Below are 22873 nucleotides of genomic sequence, written 5' to 3' on the forward strand. Positions count from 1 at the left end.
CTATGCCGACACCCGTCTATCTTTCCGCCGAGGACCATGACCGCATCAGCGCGGCCGTGGGCGAGGCCGAAATGCACAGCGCCGGCGAGATCGTCACCGTTCTGGCGGACCGTTCGGACGGCTATACCGACGTCGCGCTCGCATGGTCGGCGATCGTCGCCTTCCTCGCGCTGGGCGCGCTGGTGATCGCGCCGGGCTTCTACATGGGCCTTTACGAGCGCCTGCTGGCCGATTGGGGCCACGAGTGGACCCCGCGCATGCTGCTGGGCCTTGCGGCTGGCGTGGCCGCGATCAAGTTCGGGGCGATGCTGCTGCTCCAGTTCTGGCAGCCGCTCAAGTTCTGGCTGGTTCCGCCGCAGATCAAGACCATGCGCGTCCATGCCCATGCCGTTCGCGCCTTCCGCATCGGCGCCGAGCAGCGCACCACCGGCCGTACCGGCGTGCTCATCTACCTCTCCATGCGCGAGCACCGCGCCGAGATCGTCGCAGATCGCGCCATCGCCGAAAAGGTCGACCCCGAAGTCTGGGGCAAGGCGATGTCGGCCATGCTCGCCCATGTCGGCGAAGGCCGCATTTGCGACGGCATGATCGTGGCGGTCGGCAAAGTCGGCGCGATCCTTTCCCAGCACTTCCCTCGCGCCGATGACGACGTGAACGAACTTCCCGACAGGCTGATCGAAATATGACCGATATCTCCGCCCTTCCCCTGCCGCCCGATGCCGACGCGCCGGACGAAGTGATCTGGCAGGGCCGGTTCATCACCACCCGCAAGCGCGGCCGCTGGGAATATGTCAGCCGCGCGCGCGGCATCCGCGCTGCCGTGATCCTTGCGGTGGACGCCGAGGATCATGTCATCCTCGTCGACCAGTACCGCGTGCCGCTCGGCAAGCGCTGCATCGAACTGCCCGCCGGCCTCGTCGGCGACCATGACGACAGCGCCGACGAGGACGCCAGCGTCGCCGCCGCCCGCGAACTCGAAGAGGAAACCGGCTTTCACGCAGGCCGCATGGAAAACCTGGGAGAATTCTATTCCTCGCCGGGGATGGTCAGCGAAAGCTTCACCCTGTTCCGCGCGCATGACCTTGTGAAAGTGGGCGAAGGCGGCGGCGTGGACAGCGAGGATATCGTCGTTCACCGCGTGCCCCTTGCCGGGATCGAACAGGCGATCGCGGCGTGGCGCACGCAGGGCTATGCCATCGACGTGAAGCTGCTCATGCTGCTGGGCGCGCGGCTGCTGGGCTGAACCCATGCGAACGCGCTTCGGCGTCTGCCAGCGCAAGCGGCGCTACGCCGCCGAGGCGGAAGCGCTGCAAGCGGCAGCGAAAGCGGCCGTTACCTTGCGGCCCTATCGCTGCGCGCTTTGCCGGCAGTATCATCTGACCGGGCGGACCAAGGGCCTGCGCGTGCCCCGTTTCGTGCTGGAGAGGAAGAAGGACGAGGACAGCAGGGAGGATTTCACAGCGTCGTGAAGATCGCTCCGAAGTCCTTACCGCCGTTCCCCGCCTCCACGAAGGCCTCGTAGATCTTCGTCGCGTGTTCGCCCATCGGCACCGCGGCGCCGGAAGTTTCCGCGCCCGCCATCGCCAGCCGCAGGTCCTTCAGCATCAGCGCGGAGGCAAAGCCCCCGGCATAGCCGTTGTCCGCCGGGCTCGCCGCGCCGACGCCGGGCATCGGCGTATAGTCGTTCAGCGACCAGCAGTAGCCCGTGGCCTTGGAACTGATCTCGTAGAACGTCTGCGGATCGAGCCCGGCCTTTTCCGCCAGCGCCAGCGCCTCGCAGGTACCGATCATGTGGATCGCCAGCAGCATGTTGTTGCACATCTTGGCGACCTGCCCCGCACCGGTATCCCCGGCATGGATCACCGCCTTGGCCATGGGCTGGAGCACCGTCTTCGCGCGCTCGAACACGTCTGAGCTGCCGCCGACCATGAAGGTCAGCGTGCCGCCATTGGCCGCCGCGATGCCGCCCGATACGGGGGCATCGGCCATCGCGTAGCCGGCGGCCTGCGCCAGCCCCACCACCTCGCGCGCGGTTTCGAGGTCGATGGTCGAGCAATCGAGGAACAGCGCCCCGCGCGGAGCATGGCCAAAGACTTCGGCCGTATAGACCGAGCGCACGATCGCCCCGTTGGGCAGCATCGTCACCACCGCATCCACACCTTCGACGGCCTGGGAGACCGCGGCGAACGTCTCGCAACCCTGTTCCGCCGCCTTGGCTACGGCTTCGGCGGACAAGTCGAAGGCCCGCACCTCATGGCCCGCCTTCACGAGATTGGCAGCCATGCCGCCGCCCATATTGCCGAGTCCGATGAAGGCGATTTTCATGACATTCTCTCCCTGGGTCGCAACCTGTAATCCCGCCGCCGGCCGGAACGATATGGGCCGGAACGGGATCGGGTTGCGCCCTTGTGCAAACCTTGGACGAGCAGGAACGGCGTCAGCGGCCCTTCCAGACTCCGGGACGCTTCTCGACGAAGGCGGCCATGCCTTCGGCCTTGTCCTCGGTGGCGGTGAGAACCTGGAACATGCGGCGCTCCATGACGAGGCCGGTGTCCAGCGTCGTCTCGAAGGCCATGTTGACCAGTTCCTTGTTCATCATCGCAGCAAGCGGCGGCATGGCCGCGATCGCGGCGGCGGCCTTGAGCGCTTCGTCGAGAAGCTGCTCCAGCGGCACCACGCGGCTGACGAGGCCTGAACGCTCGGCTTCAGCGGCGTCCATCAGGCGGCCGGTGAGGCACATGTCCATGGCCTTGGACTTGCCGACTGCGCGGGTCAGGCGCTGCGAACCGCCCATGCCCGGCGCCACGCCCAGCTTCACCTCGGGCTGGCCGAACTTCGCGTTTTCCGAAGCGATGATGAAGTCCGCCATCATCGCCACCTCGCACCCGCCGCCAAGCGCGAAGCCGTTTACTGCCGCGATCCAGGGCTTGCGCGTGGCCTTGACCAGATGGCTGGTCCAACCGGCAAAGAAGTCCTCCGAATAGAACTCGGCGCCCGGCTTGTCGGCCATTTCCTTGATATCGGCACCTGCGGCGAAGGCCTTCTCGCCCGCGCCGGTAATCACCGCGCAGCCCTGGGTCTTGTCCGCCTCGAACGCCGCGAAGGCCCGGATCAGCTCTTCCAGCACCACCGAGTTGAGCGCATTGAGCGCCTGCGGGCGGTTGAGCGTGATGAGAGTGACGGCGCCGCGCGTTTCAACCAGGATCGTTTCATAGCTCATAGGGGCTTCCATTCCTCCTCTTGGGGCAGCGGCGCGAAGATCGCGTCCAGCATCGGTTCGGTTACATCTTCGGGCGCCGCAGGATTCCACTTCGGCGCATGATCCTTGTCCACGATCACCGCGCGCACGCCTTCCGCGAAATCGGGCAGCACGATCACCCGGCTGCCGATGCGGTATTCCATCGCCATGTTCCGGGCGAAGGTATCCAGCGTCAGCGAAGTGGCGAGCTGGCGCAGCGAGACCTTGCAGGCCTGCGGGCTCTTGGTCCGCAAGGTGGCAAGCTCGCGCGCGGCCCACTCGCTCTGGTCGGATTCCAGGGAGGCCAGCACCTGCTCCAGCGTGTCGAAGGCGAAGTGCCTGCGGATCTGGCCCTCGTGCGCGGCGATCTTGGGTTCCGGCGCCTTGACCGACAGGGCGCCGAGCACGCCGCCGATTTCATGCCCGGCCGCGATGCGGCGCTTGGCTTCCGGCAGGGCTTCGCTGGAAAGATAATGCGTGGCAAGGCCCGCCCAGAGACACTCCGCACCGTCCAGCCGGGCGCCGGTCAGCGCCAGGAACTGCCCGAGGCGGCCGTCGAGACGCGAAAGGTACCAGCCGCCGCCGACGTCGGGAAACAGGCCGATGCCGGTTTCGGGCATCGCGAAGCGGGTATGTTCGGTCGCCACGCGGAACTGCGCCGGCTGCGAGATGCCGACGCCGCCGCCCATGGTCACGCCGTCCATGAAGGCAACCACCGGCTTTTCGTAAGTGAAGAGCTGGTGGTTGAGCCGGTACTCCTCGTGGAAGAACCTGCGCCCCGCCGCGCCGTGATCCTCCAGCGCGGAACGGCGCAGCAGGTTGATGTCCCCGCCCGAGCAGAAACCGCGCCCCTCGCTATGCTCGATCATCACGGCCTTCACGCCCGGATCGCCGGCCCATTCACCAAGCGATTCGCGCATCGATTCGCACATGCCCAGAGTCAGCGCATGGATCGCCTTGGGTCGGTTGAGCGAGATCACGCCCGCCACGCCCTCGCGGCGGGTCAGCAGTTCCCGGGCAAGGGCTTCGGTGCTCAACAGGTCGGTCGTCATGTCCTCGGGCCCCTTACTTGAGGAGGTCGCGGCCGATGATCATCCGCATGACCTCATTGGTTCCTTCGAGGATACGATGGACACGCAGGTCGCGCCAGAACCGCTCGATGGGATAGTCGCGAAGATAGCCGTATCCGCCGAACAGTTGCAGCGCACGATCGACCACCGAGGAGCCGGTGTCGCTGGCCATCATCTTGGCCATGGCGGCGAAGCGGGTCTTGTCGGGCGATCCGGCGGTGACCTTGCCTGCGGCGAGGTACAGCAGCGCACGGGCTGCCTCCAGTTCGGCCGCCATTTCGGCGAGGCGGAACTGGGTGTTCTGGAACTCGGCCAGGGCCACGTCGAACTGCTTGCGGTCCTTCACGTACTGGACCGCCTCGTCGAGGCAGCGCTGCGCGCCGCCCAGCGAACAGGCGCCGATGTTGAGGCGGCCGCCGTCGAGCCCGGCCATGGCGAACTTGAAGCCGTCGCCCTCGGCGCCGACGCGGTTGGCGACCGGAATGCGGGCATCCTCGAAGATCACCTGCGCGGTGGGCGATGCGTTCCAGCCGAGCTTCTTCTCAGGCGCGCCGAAGGAGACACCCGGCGTGTCCTTGTCCACCACGAAACAGGAAATCCCGCGCGACTTGTGATCGCCGGTGCGGGCCATGACGACATAAACATCATTGTAGCCGCCGCCCGAGATGAACTGCTTGGTGCCGTTGAGCACATAATGGTCGCCGTCCAGCCGCGCCGAAGTCTTGAGCGCCGCCGCATCCGAGCCGGAGCCGGGTTCGGTGAGGCAATAGGAGCCGATCTTCTCCATCGTCACCAGATCGGGAAGATAGCGGTCCTTGAGCTGCTGGTCACCGAAAGTATCGATCATCCAGGCGACCATGTTGTGGATCGAGATATAGGCGCTGGTCGCCGGGCAGCCGTAGGACATGGCCTCCATGATGAGCGCCGCGTCGAGACGGCCGAGGCCGATGCCGCCGCTTTCCTCCGAAACGTAGATCGCCCCGAAGCCGAGTTCGCCGGCGGCCTTCCAGACATCGACCGGGTAATGGTGCTTCTCGTCCCACTCGGCCGCGTAAGGCGTGATGCGGTCGGCGGTGAACTTGCGCGCAGTCTCCTGGATCGCAAGCTGGTCCTCGGTCAGCCCAAACTGTTCGGTCATCTCTGTCCCTGTCAGGTGCGGTTAGGTGCCCTCAGGGGCACTTTGTGTAAGTGAGCGGACCGGGCATCGCGTCCGGTCCGGTATCCTTGCGGATCAATGTCTTGCCGCCGTCGGGCGATGTCAGCGCAACGTCAAGGTTCCAGCTCTGCCCTTCCCCGGTGAAGGCGAATTCACCATTGAACGAGGAAGGCGAACCGGACCTGATCGTCGCCAGCTTCGCCACCGATTCGTAGAAGGTCAGCGTATCGCCGCTGATCGTCAGCAAGCCCTTGGCGTCGCCCCGGGTGCTGGTGCAATCGGCGTCGACGAGCCCCCAGCGACCCTGCAGGGCACCGGGAATGGCGGTGGGCATCACCGCTGGCCCGGTGGCGGCAGCGCTGCTCGGCGTGGGCTGCGGCACGGCGGTTCCGGTTTCCTGCGCGGCGGGCTCGGCCGGCTCCTTCGAACAGGCCGCAAGTCCGAAGAGCAGCGCCGCTGCGGCCATGGGGGCGAGTGCGTTCCTGATCTGCATCATCAAACGTCCTTTTCGTTCCGCGGGCATTGCCTGGGCAACGCCCGCGCAAGCCCCCATGTTCCGCCAGTCGGCCTCAGGCCATGGTCGGGATGATGAAGGCGCTGTCACCCGCGCCGCCATCGGGCCAGCGCTGGGTCACGGTCTTCACCTTGGTCCAGAAGCGCACGCCTTCCATGCCGTACTGGTTGTGGTCGCCGAAGGCGGAACGCTTCCAGCCGCCGAAGCTGTGATAGCTGACCGGCACCGGGATCGGAACGTTCACGCCGACCATGCCGACCTGCACGCGCTGCACGAACTCGCGCGCGGCATGACCGTTGCGGGTGAAGATGGCGACGCCGTTTCCGTACTGGTGCTTCGTGGGAAGCTCCAGGGCTTCCTCGAAGTTCTTGGCACGGACGATCTGAAGCACCGGCCCGAAGATCTCCTCCTTGTAGGCGCTCATCTCGGTCGTCACATGATCGAACAGCGACGGGCCTACGAAGAAGCCTTCCTCATAACCCTGAAGCGAGAAACCGCGTCCATCGACGACCAGTTCCGCGCCTTCGTCGACGCCGGTCTGGATCCAGTTCTCGATCTTCTGCTTGTGAACCGCAGTCACGACCGGGCCGTACTGGGCCTCGGGATCGTTGGACACGCCGACCTTGAGCTTGTCGATCGCGGCGACCAGCTTTTCGCGCAGGATTTCGGCGGTTTCATCACCCACCGGGACAGCGACCGGCAGCGCCATGCAGCGCTCGCCCGCCGAGCCATAGGCCGCGCCCATGATGTCGTTGACGGCCTGATCCATGTCCGCATCCGGCATGACGATGGCGTGGTTCTTCGCGCCGCCCATCGCCTGCACGCGCTTGCCGGCGGCAACGCCGCGCGAATAGACGTACTGCGCGATATCCGACGACCCGACGAAGCTGACCGCGGCGATACCGGGGTGATCGAGGATCGCGTCGACCATTTCCTTGTCGCCATGGACGACCTGCAGCACGCCTTCCGGCGCACCGGCTTCGATGAAGAGTTCGGCGAGGCGGTTCGGCACCGAAGGATCGCGCTCGGACGGCTTGAGGATGAAGGTGTTGCCCACCGCCACGGCCGGGGCGAACATCCACAGCGGGATCATCGCCGGGAAGTTGAACGGCGTGATGCCCGCGCCAACGCCGAGCGGCTGGCGCATCGAATAGACATCGATGCCCGGACCGGCGCCCTGCGTGTATTCGCCCTTGAGCATGTGCGGGATTCCGCAGCAGAACTCCACCACTTCAAGGCCGCGCTGGATGTCACCCTTGGCATCGTCCACCACCTTGCCATGCTCGGAAGCGAGCATTTCGGCAAGCGACTGCATGTTCTGTTCGATCAGTTCCTTGAACTTGAACAGCACGCGCGCGCGGCGCTGGGGATTGGTGGCGGCCCACTTGGGCTGCACGGCATGGGCGGTGGCCACGGCACGGTCGAGCAGCGCCTTGTCGCCAAGCGGGACCTGGGCCTGGACCTGCCCGGTGCTGGGATTGAAGACGTCACCCAGACGGGCGGCCGAACCGCCGCTTCCGCCGACAACGAAGTGGTCAATCAGCCGCATTCCTCATCCTTTCGCAATTTCTTTCCCCGAACGCCCGCAAGCGCTCTTTGAGGGGTAGGTGGTCCCGGTCCGATTTGCAGGCAAGCTGAAAATACGCCATCGATAACTGCACATTTGCAGCCGGACGGACAATTCTCCGCAGTGACGATACCTTGACGATGCATTCCATTGACTGGAGCGACTACCAGGCCTTCCTCGCCATCGCCCGGGCGGGGCAACTGGCGGGAGCGGCACGGCTGCTCGGGGTGGACCCCACCACCGTAGGGCGCCGCCTGCGCCGCCTTGAAGCCGCGCTCGGCACCACGCTGTTCGAACAGACCCGCAGCGGCCAGGAACTGACCGAGGCAGGCGAAACCCTGCTCTCCTCGGTCGAGGCCATGGCCAGCGCGGCCGGCCGGATCACCGAACCCGCCCAGGGCAGCGACGGCCTTTACGGCACCCTGCGCATCAGCACGTCCGAGGGATTCGGCTGCTGGTTCCTTGCCCGGCACCTGCCCGGATTCCAGGCTGAACACCCGCGCCTCGCCATCGATCTCGTCGCCAGCAGCGGGTTCCTCAGCCCGACCCGCCGCGAGGCGGATGTCGCTGTCATGCTCTCCCGCCCCCGCACCGGGCCGCTGGTGGCGCACAAGCTGTCGGACTACACGCTCGCCCTCTACGGGACGCGGGACTATCTCGATGCCCACGGCAGCCCCGCGCGCCCGGCCGACCTGCTGGAGGGCCATGCCATGGTCGGCTACATTCCCGACCTGCTCTATTCGCCCGAACTGCGCTATCTCGACGAGATCCAGCCGGGCCTGAAGGCGGCGATCCGCTCGCCCAGCATCACCGCGCAGCACAGTCTCGTCGCCAGCGGCGGCGGGCTGGGCGTCCTGCCCTGCTTCATGGCCGATTCCGATCCGAGACTGGTTCAGGTCCTGCCCGAATGCCGGATAACCCGCGCATTCTGGTTCGTGACTCACCAGGATATCCGCAAGCTTCCGCGGGTGACGCTCTTCCGCCAATGGCTTGACGAAACCGCCCGACGGATGGAGGGAGTTCTCAAGCCATGATGCGTCGCAACATCGCAGTAACAGGATGACAGACCCAGTGACCACGACCACCATCGACCCGGCCGAGTTCCGCAAGGTCCTGGGCAGCTACCCGACCGGCGTCTGCGTGATCACCGCGCTCGACGATGGCAAGCCCGCGGGCATGGTCGTCGGCTCGTTCACCTCCGTTTCGCTCGATCCGCCGCTGGTCGGCTTCTTCCCCGACAGGAAGTCCTCGTCCTGGCCGCTGATCGAGAAAGCCGGGCATTTCTGCGTCAACGTCATGGCCAGCGACCAGACAGACGTCTGCCGGGCCGTCACGGCCAAGGGCGACCAGAAGTTCGTCGGCGTGGAATATACGGTATCGGACCATAACCTGCCGATCATCGCGGACTCGATCGCCGCAATCGAATGCCGGCTCTATTCGGTAACCGAAGCGGGCGATCACTGGTTCGTGCTGGGCGAAGTGCTGCGCATGGAAGCAGTGCGCGAGAACGATCCCATGCTGTTCCACAAAGGCCGCTACGGCGGTTTCGCCGAACGCATGTAACAAGGGTTCTTGACTCCCGGGGCGCTCGCTGTTCACCCGTTCAGCGCAAATCGAGTGCATCCGCGGGAGAGAATTTCATGACACGTTCGCTTGAAGGCAAGGTCGCCGTCGTCACGGGCGGCGGCTCGGGCATCGGGCGCGGCATCGCGCTGCGCCTTGCCGAGGACAAGGCCGCCATCGCCGTATGGGACCTCAATCCCGAAGGCGCGGCCGAAACGGTGCGGCTGATCGAGGAAGCCGGCGGCAAGGCCCTGGCGATCACCGCCGACTGTTCGGACAAGGCCGCGATCAAGGCCGCCGCCGACGAAACACGCGGCACGTTCGGCCCGATCACCATCCTCGTCAACAATGCCGGCATCGCACCCTTCACGCCTTTCCTGGATATCGGCGAGGACGAGTTCGACAAGGTGATCCGCATCAACCTCAAGGGACCGTGGCTGGTTACCAAGGAAATCGTGCCGGACATGCTGGCGGCGCAGTGGGGGCGGATCATCAACATCACTTCCTCTTCCACCCAGTCCGGCTCCTTTGCGCAAAGCCACTACGTCTCGTCGAAGGGCGGCCTGCTCGGCATGACCAAGGCGCTGGCGATGGAACTGGGCGGCACCGGCATCACCGCCAACATGATCCCGCCCGGCTCGATCGACACGCCGATGCTGCGCCAAGCCCCGATCGACGCGGAGGCCTATGGCAAGTCCCTCCCGGTCAAGCGCCTCGGCAAGGTCGAGGACATCGCGGCGGCAGCAGCTTTCCTCGCCTCCGAGGAAGCCAGCTACATGACCGGGCAGACGATCAGCACCAATGGCGGCCGCTACATGGGCTCTGCCTGATTTGATCAGTGCGTCATGCGTGCGGGGGCGCTAGCCTCCTGCGCATGACGCAAGACTTCAGCATCGAAACCGGCGGAGCCACGCTTTCGGGATACCGCCGCGAGGGAACCGGGACGCCGCTCGTACTGGTCCACGGTTTCGGCGGCTCCCGGCACGACTGGGAGCCGATCGTGGCCGCCCTGCCCGCCGACCTTCCGTTGATCGCCTACGACCAGCGCGGCTTCGGCGATTCCACCGGCGCTCCCGGCGTGCCGTTCTCCCATTCGGACGACCTGCTCGCCCTGCTCGACACCCTCGGCATTGCGCGGGCGGACTTGTGCGGCCTCTCGCTTGGCGGGGGCACCGTGCTGAACTTCGCCCTGAACCACCCGGAGTGCGTGCGGCGGCTGGTCTTGGTCAGCCCGCTCATGCTGGGCTGGTCCTGGAGCGCAGACTGGGTCGAGCGCTGGAAAGCGATCGGCCGCGCCGCACGGGGCGGCGATATCGCGTCCGCCCGGGAGCTCTGGTGGAATCACCCCCTGTTCGAAACCACGCGCGAAAGCGCCGGATCGCAGCGGCTCCGCGCCGGGATAGAAGCCTTTCACGGCCGCCAATGGATACAGGACGACCAGCGCCCGGAACTGCCCGAGGCCGAGCGGCTGACCGATCTCGCCACGCCGACCCTGCTGCTGACCGGCAGCCACGACACCGAGGACTTCCGGCTCATGGCCGCCCTGATCGATGCCGCGAGCGAACAGGTGTCCCGGATCGACCATGAAGGTGCCGGCCACCTGCTCAACCTCGAAATTCCCGCCAGGCTGGCAGGAGAAATCATCGCCTTCGTTCAGAACCGGTAGCGGATCTCCAGCCCGTAAGTGCGCGGCTCGCCCACGGCGGCGGCATTGTGGCCCAGCGCTGCGGCCAGCGTCATGCCGCCGACGAAATAGGCCTGGTCGGTCACGTTCTTGACGAAGAGCGCGGCCGAGAAGTCCGATCCCATGATCCCGTTCCAGTCGAGCCGCCCGTTCACCAGCACATAGCCCCGCAGCTTCGTACCCGGCGCGATCGAATTGGCCGCATTGGAGAAGTATTGCGCCGTCTGCCCGTAAAGGTCGCCGCGCAGCGAGACTTCGCCCGCCTCCTCACCCACCGGCAGGAAGACTTGCGCATAGGCCGTTCCGGAGAATTCGGGCGTATCGCCTACCGGACCATAGGAATAGGGCGTGCCGAACAGTTCGATGTTTCCGTTCGTGAACGTCGCCTTGGTATAGGCCGCCGAACCGCCCAGTTCGAGCCATGGGGCCGGGCGGAGATTGCCCTGCACCTCGAAGCCCCAGATGCGTTCCGAAGGCACATTGGCGGTCACCGCAATCGAGGCGAGCCCGCCGGGGCCGTCCGGATCGGGGAACTCCACGCGCTGCACATCCTGCACCCACTGGATGAACACGGCGCTGGCGAAGTTCGCGGGGCGGCCCATCACGTCACCGGCGAACTTCAGGCCGCCTTCGATATCCTGCGTATGTTCGGAATTGAACAGGTTGCCGCCATCGGTAGCCGTCGCGTTGACCGGCGGGGCCGCACCGTTGAAGCCGCCCGAACGGAAGCTGCCGCGCGTCTTGAGATAGGCGAACCACTCCAGCGAAACCTTGTACTCCAGCCCCACTTCCCATGACGGATCGGAGAAGGTCTTCTTCTGGTCCGGCGCGCCGTAAGTATAGGTCGCGCCGGGCAACTGGGCGATCGAGACCCGCTCCCAGGTGTAGCGCAGGCCGCCGGTCAGCTTCAGGTCCGGCAACACGGCATAGGACACCTGGCCGTAGACCGCATTGGTCCGGTTGCGGATGCGGAAGTTGTTGGTGACGTAGCTGGGCGGAATGATCGGCGAGACATCGAAATAGGTCTGCGGCCAGAGCGTGTCGCTGCGCTGTTTCTGGAAGTAATAGCCGAAGATGTAGTCCAGCTTGCCATCCATCGCATCGCCGACCAGTTGCAATTCCTCGGAGACGGAGCGGACCTTCAGCTGGTTTCCGAATTCGCCCGCAGCGGCATTGGCGGTCAGGATCGTCACGAAAGGCGCGCCGAGCTGCGGCTGTTCGGAGCGGGTTTTCGAATCCGACCAGCCGAAGATGTTGCGCAGCTTGGCGCTGTCGCTCAGGTCGACTTCGGTGGTGTTGGTGAGGAACCAGTCCTTGCCATGGTGGCTGGCCCCGCCGGGATGGCGCGTCTTGTAGGGCCCGATGCGGCGCTGTTCGTTCACGTAGTCGATCAGGCCCGGCGCATAGGCATCCGGATGCGCGGCGAGATAAGCCTCCCACGCGCCCGGTCCGGCGACGGAATCGAGCGTCGGCCCGAACAGCAGCCCTGCCCCGCAGGTCAGCGCGAAGCCGTTGTTGGTCTGGCCGCAGGAATAGACGCTGTAAGTGTAGGACGCACCGGTATTGGTGCCGCGCGTGTTGGTATATTGCAGCATGGTGGTGTTGCTGATCGTGTCGGTGGGCTCCACCGTCAGCGTCACACGGCCACTGTCGCGGCGGATGTCGCCCAGACGCTCGTCGTTGAGCAGGTTGCGGATGTAGCCGTCCTTGCGGATCACGTCGAAGGCGCCGCGCAGCAGGATCTTGTCCGCCAGCAGGGGCACGTTCAGCATCCCCTCGCCTTCCCACATGCCGTAATTGCCGACCCGGCCGGTCAGCGCCGCCTCCAGCTTGTCGCTGGGCCTGGCCGAATTGTAGAGCACCGCGCCGCCGGTGGCATTGCGCCCGAACAGCGTGCCCTGCGGGCCTTTCAGGACCTGCACGTTCTCGAGATCGTAGAACGAGGAGGCGCTGTTGATCGTCAGCGGCACTTCGTTGAGGTAGGCGATCACCGCCGAGGGCGAACCCGAGAACGTATCCGCCGATTGCCCACGGATCGAATAGGTCAGCGAGTTGTTGCCCTGCGTCTGGCGGATCGTCAGGCCCGGCGCGATGCGTTGCAGGTCGGAATCGGTCTTCACCCCGCGCTCGACCAGATCGGTGGCATTGAGGGCGGTGATCGCCGCCGGCACGGTGGACAGGCTCTCGTCACGCCGCCGCGCGGTGACGACGATATCGCCTTCGTGGATCGTAACGCCGCCCGGCGATGCCTGCTGCGATTGTGCATAGGCGCCCTCCATTCCAGACAGCACCGTTCCAGCCGCCAGCGCGGCCTTCAGCCAGTTCCTCATGGTCCCTCTCCTCCCCGGGAAGCGGCACACCACCGCTTCCAATGCTTCGCCCCGTCTTCGGGGTCTTCAGCCGTCGAGCCGCTCCATCGCCGCGAATGCCGCGGCGCGAGCGTCGAATATCTGCTCCAGATGGTTGACCGGATCGCCCACGGTCACGCCGCCTTCCACCGGGATCACCGCGCCGGTCATGTGGCGCGAACGGTCGCTGGCGAGGAACAGCGCCACTTGCGCCACGTCCTCCGGCTCTCCGCGCCGCTTGATGAGCTGGTTGGAGAGGTAGACCGCATTCACCCCCTCCTCGATCCGCGCGGCAAGGCCGTTCTCGGCCCCCTTCTCTCCGAACGAGGACAATTCGGTGCGCACATGGCCCGGCACGATGCAGTTCACCCGGATGCCGTGCCGCGCCAGATCGATGGCGGAGGACTTGGAAAACTGGATCAGCGCCGCCTTCGACGCGCGATAGGTCATCATCGCATGGCCTGCGAGCGTGCCGGCGATGGAGGCATTGTTGAGGATCACGCCGCCCCGTTTTTGACCATTTGGGCCTGCCTTCGCCATGATCCGCGCCGCATTGCGCGTGCCCAGCATGGGCCCAAGCACGTTGACGCGCATCACCCGGTCGAAATCCTCCAGCGTATCGTCCAGAAAGCTGGGAAACGCGCCGCAGGACATGCCCGCATTGTTGAACAGCACGTCGATCCCGCCGAAGCGGGAGACGGCGGCCTCGATCATCGCCTCCACCGCCGCCGGATCGGATACGTCGGTGCGCTGGTAGACCGCCGAAACGCCCAGCCTTTCCGCCAGCGCCGCGCCTGCCTCGTCGGCGATATCGGCGATGACGACCTTTGCCCCCTCCGCCGCGAACAGTTCCACGGTGGCGCGGCCGATGCCGCTGGCGCCGCCGGTGACGACGGCCACTTTGCCCGCAAGTTCCATCAGCGCGCCTCGAAAGTTATCGGCAGCGACTCGATGGTGCGCGTGGCGACGGTGGGCGTGTAGCGGATCGCGCTTTCGGGAATGGCCAGCTTCAGGTTCTTCATCTGCCGGACGATCTCCCGCGCGGCCACCTTCACTTCCATGCGCGCCAGCGCCAGCCCGATGCAGCGGTGCGGGCCGCCGCCGAAGGCCACGTGGCGGCCGAGATTGGGGCGGGTCAGGTCGAACTTGCGCGGCTCCGGGAACACCGTTTCGTCATCGTTGCCCGATCCGTAGACCAGCAGCATATGCGCATGGGCGGGGATCGTCGTGCCGTTCACGGTGACTTCTCGCGTGGTCATGCGGCTGAGCGCGCGCACCGGCGGTTCGGCGCGCAAATGCTCCTCCACGAAGCGACCCAGCTGGCGATCGTCGTCCGCCACGCTCTCCAGCAGTTCGGCCATGCCGGGGCGCGTGGTGAGGACGTAGAACAGGTTGCCGATGGCGGTCGCAGTGGTGTCGTTGCCCGCGATCAGCGTGGCGCGCACCAGCGAGACAGCCTCTGCGAAAGTCAGCTTCTCCTTGCCGCCATCCTCATTGGTAACTTGCGCATGAACCAGATCGGAAAGCATGTCTTCCGACGGGTTCCCCTCGCGCTGCCTCATCTTGGCGATCAGGTATTGCTGAAGCTCCGCGATCTGCGCGGCATTGGCCAGCATCGTCTCGCGGCTCTGCATCGCGCCGATCTGCGCGGTGACCGCGACCGACCAGCGCGAAATCTGCTCCTCCATGCCCTGATCGAGCCCGAGCTGCTCCACGATCACCCGGATGGTCAGCGGGATCGCGATGTCCTTCACACCGTCGCACCGGCCATCGCCGCGCGCCACCACATCGGCGATCACCCCGCGCACCACTTCGGTGATGCGCGGCTCCAGTTCCTTCACGCGGTGCGCGGTGAAGGCCTGCTCCATCAGCTTGCGGATGCGTGTGTGATAGGGCGGATCGGACATGATCGCGTCCGGGAAATAGCCCCCGCCATGCTCTTCGAGGTAAGCCTGAAACTCCTCCCGCATCCCGCGCGCCTGCTGTTCGGAATAGCCGTGCTTCACCGAGAAGGTCACCGGGTCGGACTGGATCTGCGCAATATCCTCGTGCCGCGTCACCAGCCAGGAACCGAGCCGCTCGTCATAGTGGATCGGATCGCCGTGGCGCATGACGCGGTAGAACGGGTTCGGCTGCGCCTGGATCGCGGTATCGGCCAGCGAACCGCTGCCCAGCAGCGCCTGCTCTTCGGCGGTGAGTTCCCGCCGCGCGCTGATCCGGTCTTCGCTTGCCCCAATTTGCGTTGACGTTGCCATGTACCCTGTCCCGTGAATTGATGCAGCGGTTCGTGCCGCCTCTTGTCATGTTCTATGGACCGCGCGGCGACGGCCAACCATGCCCGCCCTCGAACCAAGGCTTGCCCCGAGGGGAAGGATCAGTACCCCGACGCATGCGCCACGGTGACTTCCAAGCCGTCCAGATCATCGCTCATCCTGATCTGGCAGCCCAGGCGGCTGGTGTCCTTCATGACGTCCGCCACCATGTCGAGCATGGCGAACTCCACCTCGTCCGGCTCACCCACTTCGTCCCACCAGTCCTGCGAAATGTAGACGTGGCAGGTCGCGCAGGCGCAGCCTCCCCCGCAATCGCCCATGATCCCGGCAACCCCGCGCCCACGGCCGAGTTCCATCAGGCTCACGCCCTCATCCACATCGGAAAATTCGTGCTTCACGCCGTCGATGTCGGTCATGGTGACATGAAGGTTGCCCATAAGTCCGGCCCGGTCCTCTTCGTTTGGTTTTCATAGGTGATGCCGCAGCCGGGAGGCCGCGCAAAGCGCTCCCCGTGCCTTGCGACTTGCCCCAGCAGGAAAACCGCCACCACGTAGCCGCCGGGCCTTCCGGTACAGGACAAGCCCTCTGCCCGGCCCGTCATTTGCCGCGCCGCACCTCCCTCCTAACCTGCCTCCCCAAGAGCCACGAGAACACCCGTGGCCAGAAGGAGAAAAACCGTGGGACGGACACTGATCCAGAACGCCACGATATTCGACGGGACGGGCAAAAGCACGATCAAGGGCGACCTTGTGGTCGAGGGCAACCGTATCACCTCAGTCGGCACCGCAACCGTCGCGCAGCCGGACGACATCACGATCGACGCCAGCGGCATGTTCCTGATGCCCGGCATGGTCGAAGGCCACGCGCACCTCTCGTTCGAGAATGTCTGCGCGACCGAGGATCTGATCACCCCCTGTCCCGAAACGCAGGTCTTCACCGCCGCGCGCGGGGCCAAGGCGCTGATCGAGGCGGGCTTTACCTCTGCCTACGGTGCGTCCGAAGCGAAGCTGAAACTGGCCGTCGCCGTGCGGGACGAGGTCAACGCCGGCCGTCTGCCCGGCCCGCGCATCCGTGCGGGCGGCCTCGAAATCTCCGTCACCGGCGCGATGGGGGATGAGAGCAAGCTCCACAATCCGCGGATCGGCCCCTCCGCCATCGTCGACGGCGTGGAAGAGATGCGCAAGACCGTGCGCCTCCACTGCCGCGAGGGGATCGACAATGTGAAGCTCGATGTCTCGGGCGATCCGTTCTACCCCGGCACCCCCGGCAACACGACGCCGATGACGTTCGAGGAAGTGCGCGTCGCCGCCGAGACGGCCCATGCCTATGGCCGCAAGATAAACGCCCACACCCGCTCCATCGAAGGCTCCAAGCACTGCGTCCGGGCGGGCGTGGACGGCCTGTTCCACTGCGAATACGTGGACGAGGAGCTGCTGGACATGATGGAGGAGGCGCGGGACCGCATCTTCGTGGTGCCCACCGTCGGCCTTTTCGCGCAGATCATGGCGGGCGAGGCTTCGGCGCATGGCCTCTCCCCCGAACTGGGCGGCTACATGAACATTCCGGATCTGCTGGAAAACTCGGTGAAGACGCACACCGAACTGCGCAAGCGTGGCATCCGCCACCTGATCGGCGGCGACTATGGCTTCGGCTGGAGCCCGCAAGGTACGCAGGGGCGCGACCTCAAATCCTTCGTCGATTTCTACGGCTACACCCCGGCCGAGGCGCTGGTCTGCGCCACCCGCAACGGCGGCCTCGCCATGGGATACGGCGGCGAACTCGGCACTCTGGCGCCGGGCAATCTGGCCGACCTGATCCTGGTCGACGGTGATCCGCTTGCGGACATTTCCATCCTAGCCGGGCCGGAAAAGGTCGCCTTCGTGATGAAGGACGGCGCGGTCCAGAAAATCAGCCCTGCCCTCGCAACACATGCGAGCACGCCGACGCTCGAAGCGGCGGAATAAGGAGCCTCGGAATGAACGTCGCCACCGGAACGCTGCAGCCCGGCGAGGCCCGCTGCCCCGCCGAATCCACGCAGGACATCATCGCCGCCGACCGCAACGCTGCGCCTGCCTGGGCGGCCAGCGAAAGCTACCACTACCTCGGCAGCGAGGACGTTTCCAAGGAACGCTACACCGACCCCGCCTTCGCAAAGGGCGAGTTCGAGCGGATGTGGACGCGCACATGGCAGATGGCCTGCCGTGAGGATCACATTCCCGAAGTGGGCGACTATTACGTCTACGATATCGGATCGTACTCCTTCATCGTCACCCGGTGTGACGATGACGAGATCCGCGCCTACTTCAACGCCTGCCTCCATCGCGGCACCAAGCTCAAGCCCTCCGGCACGGCGGGCTTCGCGGCGAAGCTGAAGTGCCCGTTCCATGGCTGGACCTGGAACCTCGACGGATCGCTGAAGGAAATCCCTGAAAAGTGGGACTTCGCCCATGTCGCCACGCGGAAGATGTGCCTGCCCGAAGCACGGGTGGAGCGGCTGGGCGGCTTCGTCTGGATCAACATGGACCCCGCCGCGCCCAGCCTTGAGGAGTACCTCGGCGCCGAGGCCCTCGCTCATCTCAAGGCGTGGAAGCTGGAGGATCGCTACATCTACCTCCACGTCCAGAAGAGCTATCCGGCCAACTGGAAGCTGACGATGGAGGCCTTCATGGAGGCCTATCACGTCGGCGACACGCACCCGCAAGTCGCGCCCGCCAATGGCGACGTAAACTCTCAGTACGATGTCTACGGCGATCACGTGGACCGCTTCATCTCCACGCTCGGCGTGGTCAGCCCCAAACTGCGCGACAAGTACAGCGAGGCGGACATCATCGCCAACTTCACGCTGGGCGACAGTTCCTCGCTGGGCGGCAGCAAGCCCGAACTGAAGGCGGGCGAGCGCGCGCGGCAAGTGATGGCGGACATGTTCCGCGACATGTTCGAAACGGCAACGAACACCGATCTCAGCCACGTTTCGGATACCGAGCTGCTCGATACCTACAGCTACACGTTCTTCCCGAACCTGTTCCTGTTCCCCGGCATCTCGCTGCCGATGATCTACCGTTTCCGCCCCGACGCGCGCGACCATCGCCGCACGATCTACGAAGTGATGTTCATGCGGCCCAAGCCCAAGGACGGCGGCGAGGTAGAGACTGCCGAGGTGGAGATCCTTCAGGATCACCAGTCCTTTGCAGAAGCGCAGGGCATGGACCCCGGTTTCGGCCATATCCTCGATCAGGATACCGACAACCTCTACGCCCAGCAGGAAGGTCTGGAAGCCAGCGCCAAGCCCGGCATCACCCTGGGCGACTATCAGGAAGTGCGCGTGCGCCACTTCGAACAGACCATCGACAAGTACATGGCGCTGCCGCCCTATCAACCTGACTTTAGGGCCCTTCAACGCTGATGACGTTTTCACTATCGGGTCGCACTGTTTTCGTCGCCGGCGCCTCCTCCGGGATCGGCGCCGGTTTCGCGCGCGCCATTTCCTCTGCGGGCGGACGCGTCGTGCTGGGCGCGCGGCGGGTGGACCGCTGCGCCAAGCTGGCGGCGGAACTGGGCGAGGCACTGGCCGTCGAACTGGACGTGACGGACGAGGCTTCGGTGCGCTCCGCCTTCGATGCGGCAGAGGCCCGGTTCGGCACGATCGATGGCGTGATCTGCAATGCCGGTGTCGGCACCGGCGGCCGTTCCACCGATGTGCCGGAAGACGGGCTGCGCCGCGTGCTCGATACCAATCTGCTCGGCGCGATGCTGGTCGCGCGCGAGGCCGGACGGCGGTTGATCGCGGGCGGCAGTCGCGAGCATCAACGCGGGCGCGTGGTGCTGATCGGGTCGATCACCGCGCTGCAGAACGGCACCGGCGATGCCCTATATGCGGCCACCAAGGCGGGTCTTGCCCACCTGGGCCGGCAACTGGCGCGCGAATGGGTACGGCAGGGGATCAACGTCAACACCCTGCAACCCGGCTGGATCGCCACCGAGATCAACACCGACTGGTTCGCCAGCGAGCGCGGACAAGCCGATATCGCCGCCCTCCACCGCCGCCGCCTGCTCGATGCCGAGGCGCTGACGCCCACCCTGCTCTACCTGCTTTCCGACGCCTCCGCGCAAGTGACGGGCGCCACATTCACGATCGACGACGGGCAATCGTTATGACGAGTAGAGGCGCCCTTGAAGGGCTTACCGTGATCGAGGTCGCCGAGCGGGTGAGCGGGGAATATACCGGCAAGCTGCTGGCCGATCTCGGCGCCGAAGTGATCAAGGTGGAACGCCCCGGCGGCGCTCCGACGCGCGCGATGGGGCCGTTCGCGGCGGGGGAATCGACGCTGTTCGCCTACCTCAACACCAACAAGAAATCGGTCGTGCTGAACCTTGCCGATGCCGCGGATCACAAGGTGCTGGACCGCCTGCTGACCCGCGCCCATGCGCTGATCGACGATCACGACGCGGGCTGGTGCCGGGCGATGGGCCTGACGCCCGAAGCGGTCGCCCCCGCGCATCCCGCGCTGGTCCACACGCTGGTCACGCCGTTCGGGCAGGATGCGCCGGAAGGCTGGCAATCCGCCCGCCCGATCAACGTCATCGCGGCGGGCGGCTGGGCCTACCACAGCCCCAGCGAAACGCCTGCCGACAAGCCGCCGCTGAAAGGCGCAGGCCGGTTCCTCTCCGACTACGAAGCCGGGATCGACGCCGCGCTGGCCACCATGGCCTCGCTGCTGCGCCTGCGCCGCAAAGGTCAGGGCCAGTTCGTCGATATTTCCGAAGTGGAAGTGCAGTTGAACCGCATCGACTGCGTGCTGGACCGCATGCTGGCGGGCGAGGCGGAGCCCAGCGACGCGCGCACCGCCTACGACATGGGCGGCCCCGGCACGTCCTTTGCCTGCCGCGACGGGCATGTTTTCCTGCTGATGACCAGCCGCGCGCACTGGAAGGGCCTCTGCGCGCTGATGGGCGATCCGGACTGGACGCAGGAACTGCGGGAGGACTGGCTGGAGTTCGACTGCACCGCGCCCAATGTCGCGAAATTCCGCGAACACTTCACAGGCTGGATCGCCCGGCAGGACAAGCATCCGATTACCGAGGCCGCACAGAAGGCGGGCGTCGCCATGGTGCCGGTCCAGACCGCGAATGACCTGCCCCGCCACGAACAGTTCGTCCATCGCGGCTTCTTCCAGCAGGCGGTGCATCCGGCGTTCGGAGACGTCTCCTACCCCACCGCCGCCTACCGCATGAGCGCCACGCCGGTTTCGGTGAAGGCGGCAGCACCCTGTCTCGGCGCCGATCAGGAGGAGATCCTCGATGCCGCTTCCTGACCGGAAAGGCCCCCTTGCCGGCATCCGCGTTGTCGAACTCACCAAAGTCTGGGCCGGCCCCTACGCGGGCAAGCTGCTCGCCCACCTCGGCGCGGAAGTGATCAAGATCGAATCCCGCTCCAACCTCGACGAGATGCGCGCCTATGGCGGCGTGGACATCGACGCCGCGCCCTATTTCCTGTCGATCAATCAGGAGATCCTCTCGGTTCAGGTCAACATGAAGACCACCGAGGGGCTGGACCTCGTGAAGCGCATGATCGCCGAGACCGACATTCTGATCGACAACATCCGCCCCGGCGCGATGGAACGGTCCGGGCTCGATTACGAAAGCCTCAAGGCGATCAAGCCGGACCTCATCCAGTGCGCGATCAAGATGTGGGGCAGCGACGGCCCGCTGGGCTATCAGACCGGCTACGCCCCCTGCTTCGCCGCGCTCTCCGGCCTCACCGCGCTGGTGGGGCATGAGGGCGAGACGCCCAAGGGCATGAACATCCGCTACGGCGATTCCACCGCCGGCGCGCTGGCCGCACTCGCCTGCGTGGCCGCGCTCCACCACCGCGAGAGCACCGGCGAAGGCCAGTTCATCGACCTGTCGGCGGTGGAGGCGATGACCAGCCTCGTCGGAGACAGCCTCTTCGCCGCCAGCGTCACCGGAGACGTGCCCAAGGCCGACGGCAACCACCACCCGGAGATGGCCCCGCACGGTTTCTACTCCTGCGGCGAGAGCGACTGGACAAGTATCGCAGTGGCGAACGAGGCCGAATGGCGCACACTCTGCAACACTCTGGGCGCCCCTGCCCTCGCCACCGATCCGCGCTTTACGACGCTGGCGAACCGGCTGACCAACCGCGCCGAACTCGATGCCGAACTCTCCGCGCTCACCCGCCCGCACCACGCCGCAGACCTTGCCGAAAAGCTCAGAAACGCAGGCGTTCCGGCGTTCAAGGCGATGAGTTCGATGGACCTCTGCTCGGACGGTTTCCTCTGGGGCCGCGACGCCTTCCGCATGGTCAGCGATCACCGCAACGGCACCCGTCCGATCATCGGCCCGTCATGGCGGATCAGCCCCGAAGGCCCGCAGGTCGAACGCGGCGCTCCCCTGCTCGGGGAGCACAATGGCTATGTCTACCGCGAGCTTCTGGGCTTGTCGGAAAGCGAAATGGACGATCTGATAGCCCGCAAAGTGATCGACTGAAGGGTGAATTCTTGAAACTCGCATTCGCGATGCCGCACATGCTCGAACTCAAGGCAACGATGCAGCCATGGGAACTGGCCGTCACCGGCGCGGACCAGACCGCGCTCGCCAAATGGGCGGAAAAGCTGGGGTTCGAGATGATCGCGGTGCCCGAGCATCACGTGATCCCGAAAGCCCACGTCGATCTTTCCGGCCCATTCTACTTCAACGCCTATACCGCGATGAGCCACTTTGCCGGGGCCACGGAGCGGGTGCGGGTCAATTCCTGCATCGCCATCCTGCCCGCGCAGCACCCGATCGTCACCGCCAAGGCGCTGGCGACGATGGACTGGCTTTCTTCCGGCCGCGTGACGATCACGTTCGCAGTCGGCTGGCTGGAGGAGGAGTTCGCCCTGCTCGGCATCCCCTTCCACGAACGCGGCGCCATGGCGGAGGAATACATCCAGGCGATCCTCGCGCTCTGGACCCAGGAAAACCCGGAATTCGAGGGCAAGTACGTCTCCTTCCGCGATGTCGCTTTCGAACCGAAGCCGGTGCAGAAACCGCATATCCCGGTGTGGTTCGGCGGCGATGCCGATGCCGTGCTGAAGCGCACCGCGCGCTATGCGCAAGGCTGGTGGCCGTTCCTGACGAAGCCCGAGACGATCCCCGACAGGATCGACTTCATCCGCTCGCAGCCGGACTACAACGGCCAGCTTGCCGACGTGTTCTACGGCATTTCCACAGCGCGCGTCGGTGAGGGGCACAAAGTACAGCACGACCCTTCCGCCCGGCCCGGCCAGACCGGGCAGCAGCTTCTGGACCGGCTTGGCCAACTGGCCGAATGGGGCGTTACCTGGAGCTCGATCCCGATCCCGAATCTGCCCGGAATCGAGGCCTATCGCGATTACACCCAGTGGATCGCCGAGGAGATCATGCCCGGCCTGCGCTGAGCGGTGAATGCGGGGAAAGGA

Annotated in this window: 23 protein-coding genes; 13 read left to right on the forward strand and 10 right to left on the reverse strand. The window is 65.7% G+C overall.

From position 1 onward, the window contains the following. The first annotated feature begins 2 nt into the window (after nucleotides 1-2). The 3 genes from ACLIMP_RS13080 to ACLIMP_RS13090 are packed head-to-tail and all read left to right on the forward strand — an operon-like array spanning nucleotide 3 to nucleotide 1469. A complete protein-coding gene (locus ACLIMP_RS13080) occupies nucleotides 3-686 on the forward strand; it encodes a TPM domain-containing protein (RefSeq protein WP_185997062.1) in 684 nt (227 codons plus the stop codon). Beyond that, complete coding sequence (locus tag ACLIMP_RS13085; protein ID WP_132468942.1) at nucleotides 683-1243, forward strand: NUDIX hydrolase; 561 nt, start codon at nucleotides 683-685, stop codon at nucleotides 1241-1243. The genes ACLIMP_RS13080 and ACLIMP_RS13085 overlap by 4 nt, the downstream gene beginning before the upstream one ends. A gap of 4 nt (nucleotides 1244-1247) precedes the next feature. Next, complete coding sequence (locus tag ACLIMP_RS13090) at nucleotides 1248-1469, forward strand: hypothetical protein (RefSeq protein ID WP_324695939.1); 222 nt, start codon at nucleotides 1248-1250, stop codon at nucleotides 1467-1469. On the opposite strand, the gene mmsB is transcribed toward ACLIMP_RS13090, so the two are convergent. The 6 genes from mmsB to ACLIMP_RS13120 form a co-directional block, all read right to left on the reverse strand. Further along, nucleotides 1456-2325: a 3-hydroxyisobutyrate dehydrogenase gene (mmsB, locus tag ACLIMP_RS13095; RefSeq protein ID WP_324695941.1), complete on the reverse strand. Its 870-nt coding sequence runs from the start codon at nucleotides 2323-2325 to the stop codon at nucleotides 1456-1458. The two genes, ACLIMP_RS13090 and mmsB, sit on opposite strands and share 14 nt — an antisense overlap. Before the next feature lie 112 nt (nucleotides 2326-2437). Then, complete coding sequence (locus tag ACLIMP_RS13100; protein WP_054440745.1) at nucleotides 2438-3220, reverse strand: enoyl-CoA hydratase-related protein; 783 nt, start codon at nucleotides 3218-3220, stop codon at nucleotides 2438-2440. Then, complete coding sequence (locus tag ACLIMP_RS13105; RefSeq protein ID WP_324695945.1) at nucleotides 3217-4290, reverse strand: enoyl-CoA hydratase/isomerase family protein; 1074 nt, start codon at nucleotides 4288-4290, stop codon at nucleotides 3217-3219. Before ACLIMP_RS13105 ends, ACLIMP_RS13100 begins: the two co-directional genes overlap by 4 nt. A 13-nt stretch (nucleotides 4291-4303) precedes the next feature. Continuing rightward, nucleotides 4304-5446, reverse strand: a complete 1143-nt coding sequence (locus tag ACLIMP_RS13110; protein WP_185997057.1) for an acyl-CoA dehydrogenase family protein — start codon at nucleotides 5444-5446, stop codon at nucleotides 4304-4306. A gap of 31 nt (nucleotides 5447-5477) precedes the next feature. Further along, entirely contained in the window at nucleotides 5478-5960 is a 483-nt protein-coding gene (locus tag ACLIMP_RS13115) for a hypothetical protein (RefSeq protein WP_324695948.1), read from the reverse strand. 73 nt (nucleotides 5961-6033) lie between these two features. Then, nucleotides 6034-7527, reverse strand: coding sequence for a CoA-acylating methylmalonate-semialdehyde dehydrogenase (locus ACLIMP_RS13120; RefSeq protein ID WP_324695950.1), 1494 nt, complete (start codon nucleotides 7525-7527; stop codon nucleotides 6034-6036). 158 nt (nucleotides 7528-7685) lie between these two features. Between ACLIMP_RS13120 and ACLIMP_RS13125 the strand changes: the two genes are divergently transcribed. The 4 genes from ACLIMP_RS13125 (at nucleotide 7686) to ACLIMP_RS13140 (ending at nucleotide 10774) form a co-directional block, all read left to right on the forward strand. Beyond that, nucleotides 7686-8579: a LysR family transcriptional regulator gene (locus ACLIMP_RS13125; RefSeq protein WP_054440737.1), complete on the forward strand. Its 894-nt coding sequence runs from the start codon at nucleotides 7686-7688 to the stop codon at nucleotides 8577-8579. Between the two features lie 37 nt (nucleotides 8580-8616). Beyond that, nucleotides 8617-9108 (forward strand): flavin reductase family protein, encoded by a 492-nt coding sequence (locus ACLIMP_RS13130; protein ID WP_324695952.1) that lies wholly within the window; start codon nucleotides 8617-8619, stop codon nucleotides 9106-9108. Nucleotides 9109-9185: 77 nt separating this feature from the next. Beyond that, a complete protein-coding gene (locus ACLIMP_RS13135; RefSeq protein WP_185997055.1) occupies nucleotides 9186-9938 on the forward strand; it encodes an SDR family NAD(P)-dependent oxidoreductase in 753 nt (250 codons plus the stop codon). Between the two features lie 44 nt (nucleotides 9939-9982). After that, nucleotides 9983-10774, forward strand: a complete 792-nt coding sequence (locus ACLIMP_RS13140; protein ID WP_324695955.1) for an alpha/beta fold hydrolase — start codon at nucleotides 9983-9985, stop codon at nucleotides 10772-10774. On the opposite strand, the gene ACLIMP_RS13145 is transcribed toward ACLIMP_RS13140, so the two are convergent. The 4 genes from ACLIMP_RS13145 to ACLIMP_RS13160 form a co-directional block, all read right to left on the reverse strand. Further along, nucleotides 10762-13122 (reverse strand): TonB-dependent receptor, encoded by a 2361-nt coding sequence (locus ACLIMP_RS13145; RefSeq protein ID WP_443477894.1) that lies wholly within the window; start codon nucleotides 13120-13122, stop codon nucleotides 10762-10764. The two genes, ACLIMP_RS13140 and ACLIMP_RS13145, sit on opposite strands and share 13 nt — an antisense overlap. Nucleotides 13123-13188: 66 nt before the next feature. Beyond that, complete coding sequence (locus ACLIMP_RS13150) at nucleotides 13189-14058, reverse strand: SDR family NAD(P)-dependent oxidoreductase (protein WP_324695960.1); 870 nt, start codon at nucleotides 14056-14058, stop codon at nucleotides 13189-13191. Next, nucleotides 14058-15395, reverse strand: a complete 1338-nt coding sequence (locus ACLIMP_RS13155) for a cytochrome P450 (RefSeq protein WP_324695962.1) — start codon at nucleotides 15393-15395, stop codon at nucleotides 14058-14060. Before ACLIMP_RS13155 ends, ACLIMP_RS13150 begins: the two co-directional genes overlap by 1 nt. A gap of 119 nt (nucleotides 15396-15514) precedes the next feature. Beyond that, nucleotides 15515-15850: a 2Fe-2S iron-sulfur cluster-binding protein gene (locus ACLIMP_RS13160; RefSeq protein WP_443477895.1), complete on the reverse strand. Its 336-nt coding sequence runs from the start codon at nucleotides 15848-15850 to the stop codon at nucleotides 15515-15517. Between the two features lie 240 nt (nucleotides 15851-16090). Here ACLIMP_RS13160 and ACLIMP_RS13165 point away from each other — a divergent pair, with 240 nt between their 5' ends. Genes ACLIMP_RS13165 through ACLIMP_RS13190 form a run of 6 tightly spaced genes read left to right on the forward strand, consistent with a single transcriptional unit; the run spans nucleotide 16091 to nucleotide 22852 of the window. Further along, complete coding sequence (locus ACLIMP_RS13165) at nucleotides 16091-17377, forward strand: metal-dependent hydrolase family protein (RefSeq protein ID WP_324695965.1); 1287 nt, start codon at nucleotides 16091-16093, stop codon at nucleotides 17375-17377. A gap of 11 nt (nucleotides 17378-17388) precedes the next feature. Beyond that, nucleotides 17389-18816: an aromatic ring-hydroxylating oxygenase subunit alpha gene (locus ACLIMP_RS13170; protein ID WP_324695967.1), complete on the forward strand. Its 1428-nt coding sequence runs from the start codon at nucleotides 17389-17391 to the stop codon at nucleotides 18814-18816. After that, on the forward strand, nucleotides 18816-19568 hold the full coding sequence (locus ACLIMP_RS13175) for an SDR family NAD(P)-dependent oxidoreductase (protein ID WP_324695968.1): 753 nt from the start codon (nucleotides 18816-18818) through the stop codon (nucleotides 19566-19568). Before ACLIMP_RS13170 ends, ACLIMP_RS13175 begins: the two co-directional genes overlap by 1 nt. Beyond that, on the forward strand, nucleotides 19565-20725 hold the full coding sequence (locus tag ACLIMP_RS13180; RefSeq protein ID WP_324695970.1) for a CaiB/BaiF CoA transferase family protein: 1161 nt from the start codon (nucleotides 19565-19567) through the stop codon (nucleotides 20723-20725). Before ACLIMP_RS13175 ends, ACLIMP_RS13180 begins: the two co-directional genes overlap by 4 nt. Next, the gene (locus ACLIMP_RS13185) at nucleotides 20712-21920 is read left to right on the forward strand and encodes a CaiB/BaiF CoA transferase family protein (protein WP_324695972.1); all 1209 of its coding nucleotides are present in this window, start codon (nucleotides 20712-20714) and stop codon (nucleotides 21918-21920) included. Before ACLIMP_RS13180 ends, ACLIMP_RS13185 begins: the two co-directional genes overlap by 14 nt. A gap of 11 nt (nucleotides 21921-21931) precedes the next feature. Beyond that, nucleotides 21932-22852 carry a TIGR03619 family F420-dependent LLM class oxidoreductase gene (locus tag ACLIMP_RS13190; protein WP_324695974.1) on the forward strand — a complete coding sequence of 307 codons (921 nt, stop codon included), beginning with the start codon at nucleotides 21932-21934 and terminating at the stop codon, nucleotides 22850-22852. The last annotated feature ends 21 nt before the right edge of the window (nucleotides 22853-22873 follow it).

Origin of the sequence: Novosphingobium aeonii (assembly GCF_052279045.1) — a bacterium.
In the GTDB taxonomy this organism is placed as follows: domain Bacteria; phylum Pseudomonadota; class Alphaproteobacteria; order Sphingomonadales; family Sphingomonadaceae; genus Novosphingobium.

What these genes read in the sequence shown, in the direction of transcription:
- ACLIMP_RS13145 (WP_443477894.1), bottom strand. Translation starts at nt 13,122, where the DNA reads ATGAGGAACTGGCTGAAGGCCGCGCTGGCGGCTGGAACGGTGCTGTCT.
- ACLIMP_RS13180 (WP_324695970.1), top strand. Translation starts at nt 19,565, where the DNA reads ATGACGAGTAGAGGCGCCCTTGAAGGGCTTACCGTGATCGAGGTCGCC.
- ACLIMP_RS13140 (WP_324695955.1), top strand. Translation starts at nt 9,983, where the DNA reads ATGACGCAAGACTTCAGCATCGAAACCGGCGGAGCCACGCTTTCGGGA.
- ACLIMP_RS13120 (WP_324695950.1), bottom strand. Translation starts at nt 7,527, where the DNA reads ATGCGGCTGATTGACCACTTCGTTGTCGGCGGAAGCGGCGGTTCGGCC.
- ACLIMP_RS13090 (WP_324695939.1), top strand. Translation starts at nt 1,248, where the DNA reads ATGCGAACGCGCTTCGGCGTCTGCCAGCGCAAGCGGCGCTACGCCGCC.
- ACLIMP_RS13160 (WP_443477895.1), bottom strand. Translation starts at nt 15,850, where the DNA reads ATGGGCAACCTTCATGTCACCATGACCGACATCGACGGCGTGAAGCAC.
- ACLIMP_RS13175 (WP_324695968.1), top strand. Translation starts at nt 18,816, where the DNA reads ATGACGTTTTCACTATCGGGTCGCACTGTTTTCGTCGCCGGCGCCTCC.
- ACLIMP_RS13155 (WP_324695962.1), bottom strand. Translation starts at nt 15,395, where the DNA reads ATGGCAACGTCAACGCAAATTGGGGCAAGCGAAGACCGGATCAGCGCG.
- ACLIMP_RS13170 (WP_324695967.1), top strand. Translation starts at nt 17,389, where the DNA reads ATGAACGTCGCCACCGGAACGCTGCAGCCCGGCGAGGCCCGCTGCCCC.
- ACLIMP_RS13185 (WP_324695972.1), top strand. Translation starts at nt 20,712, where the DNA reads ATGCCGCTTCCTGACCGGAAAGGCCCCCTTGCCGGCATCCGCGTTGTC.
- ACLIMP_RS13085 (WP_132468942.1), top strand. Translation starts at nt 683, where the DNA reads ATGACCGATATCTCCGCCCTTCCCCTGCCGCCCGATGCCGACGCGCCG.
- ACLIMP_RS13105 (WP_324695945.1), bottom strand. Translation starts at nt 4,290, where the DNA reads ATGACGACCGACCTGTTGAGCACCGAAGCCCTTGCCCGGGAACTGCTG.
- mmsB (WP_324695941.1), bottom strand. Translation starts at nt 2,325, where the DNA reads ATGAAAATCGCCTTCATCGGACTCGGCAATATGGGCGGCGGCATGGCT.
- ACLIMP_RS13110 (WP_185997057.1), bottom strand. Translation starts at nt 5,446, where the DNA reads ATGACCGAACAGTTTGGGCTGACCGAGGACCAGCTTGCGATCCAGGAG.
- ACLIMP_RS13135 (WP_185997055.1), top strand. Translation starts at nt 9,186, where the DNA reads ATGACACGTTCGCTTGAAGGCAAGGTCGCCGTCGTCACGGGCGGCGGC.
- ACLIMP_RS13080 (WP_185997062.1), top strand. Translation starts at nt 3, where the DNA reads ATGCCGACACCCGTCTATCTTTCCGCCGAGGACCATGACCGCATCAGC.
- ACLIMP_RS13125 (WP_054440737.1), top strand. Translation starts at nt 7,686, where the DNA reads ATGCATTCCATTGACTGGAGCGACTACCAGGCCTTCCTCGCCATCGCC.
- ACLIMP_RS13115 (WP_324695948.1), bottom strand. Translation starts at nt 5,960, where the DNA reads ATGATGCAGATCAGGAACGCACTCGCCCCCATGGCCGCAGCGGCGCTG.
- ACLIMP_RS13150 (WP_324695960.1), bottom strand. Translation starts at nt 14,058, where the DNA reads ATGGAACTTGCGGGCAAAGTGGCCGTCGTCACCGGCGGCGCCAGCGGC.
- ACLIMP_RS13100 (WP_054440745.1), bottom strand. Translation starts at nt 3,220, where the DNA reads ATGAGCTATGAAACGATCCTGGTTGAAACGCGCGGCGCCGTCACTCTC.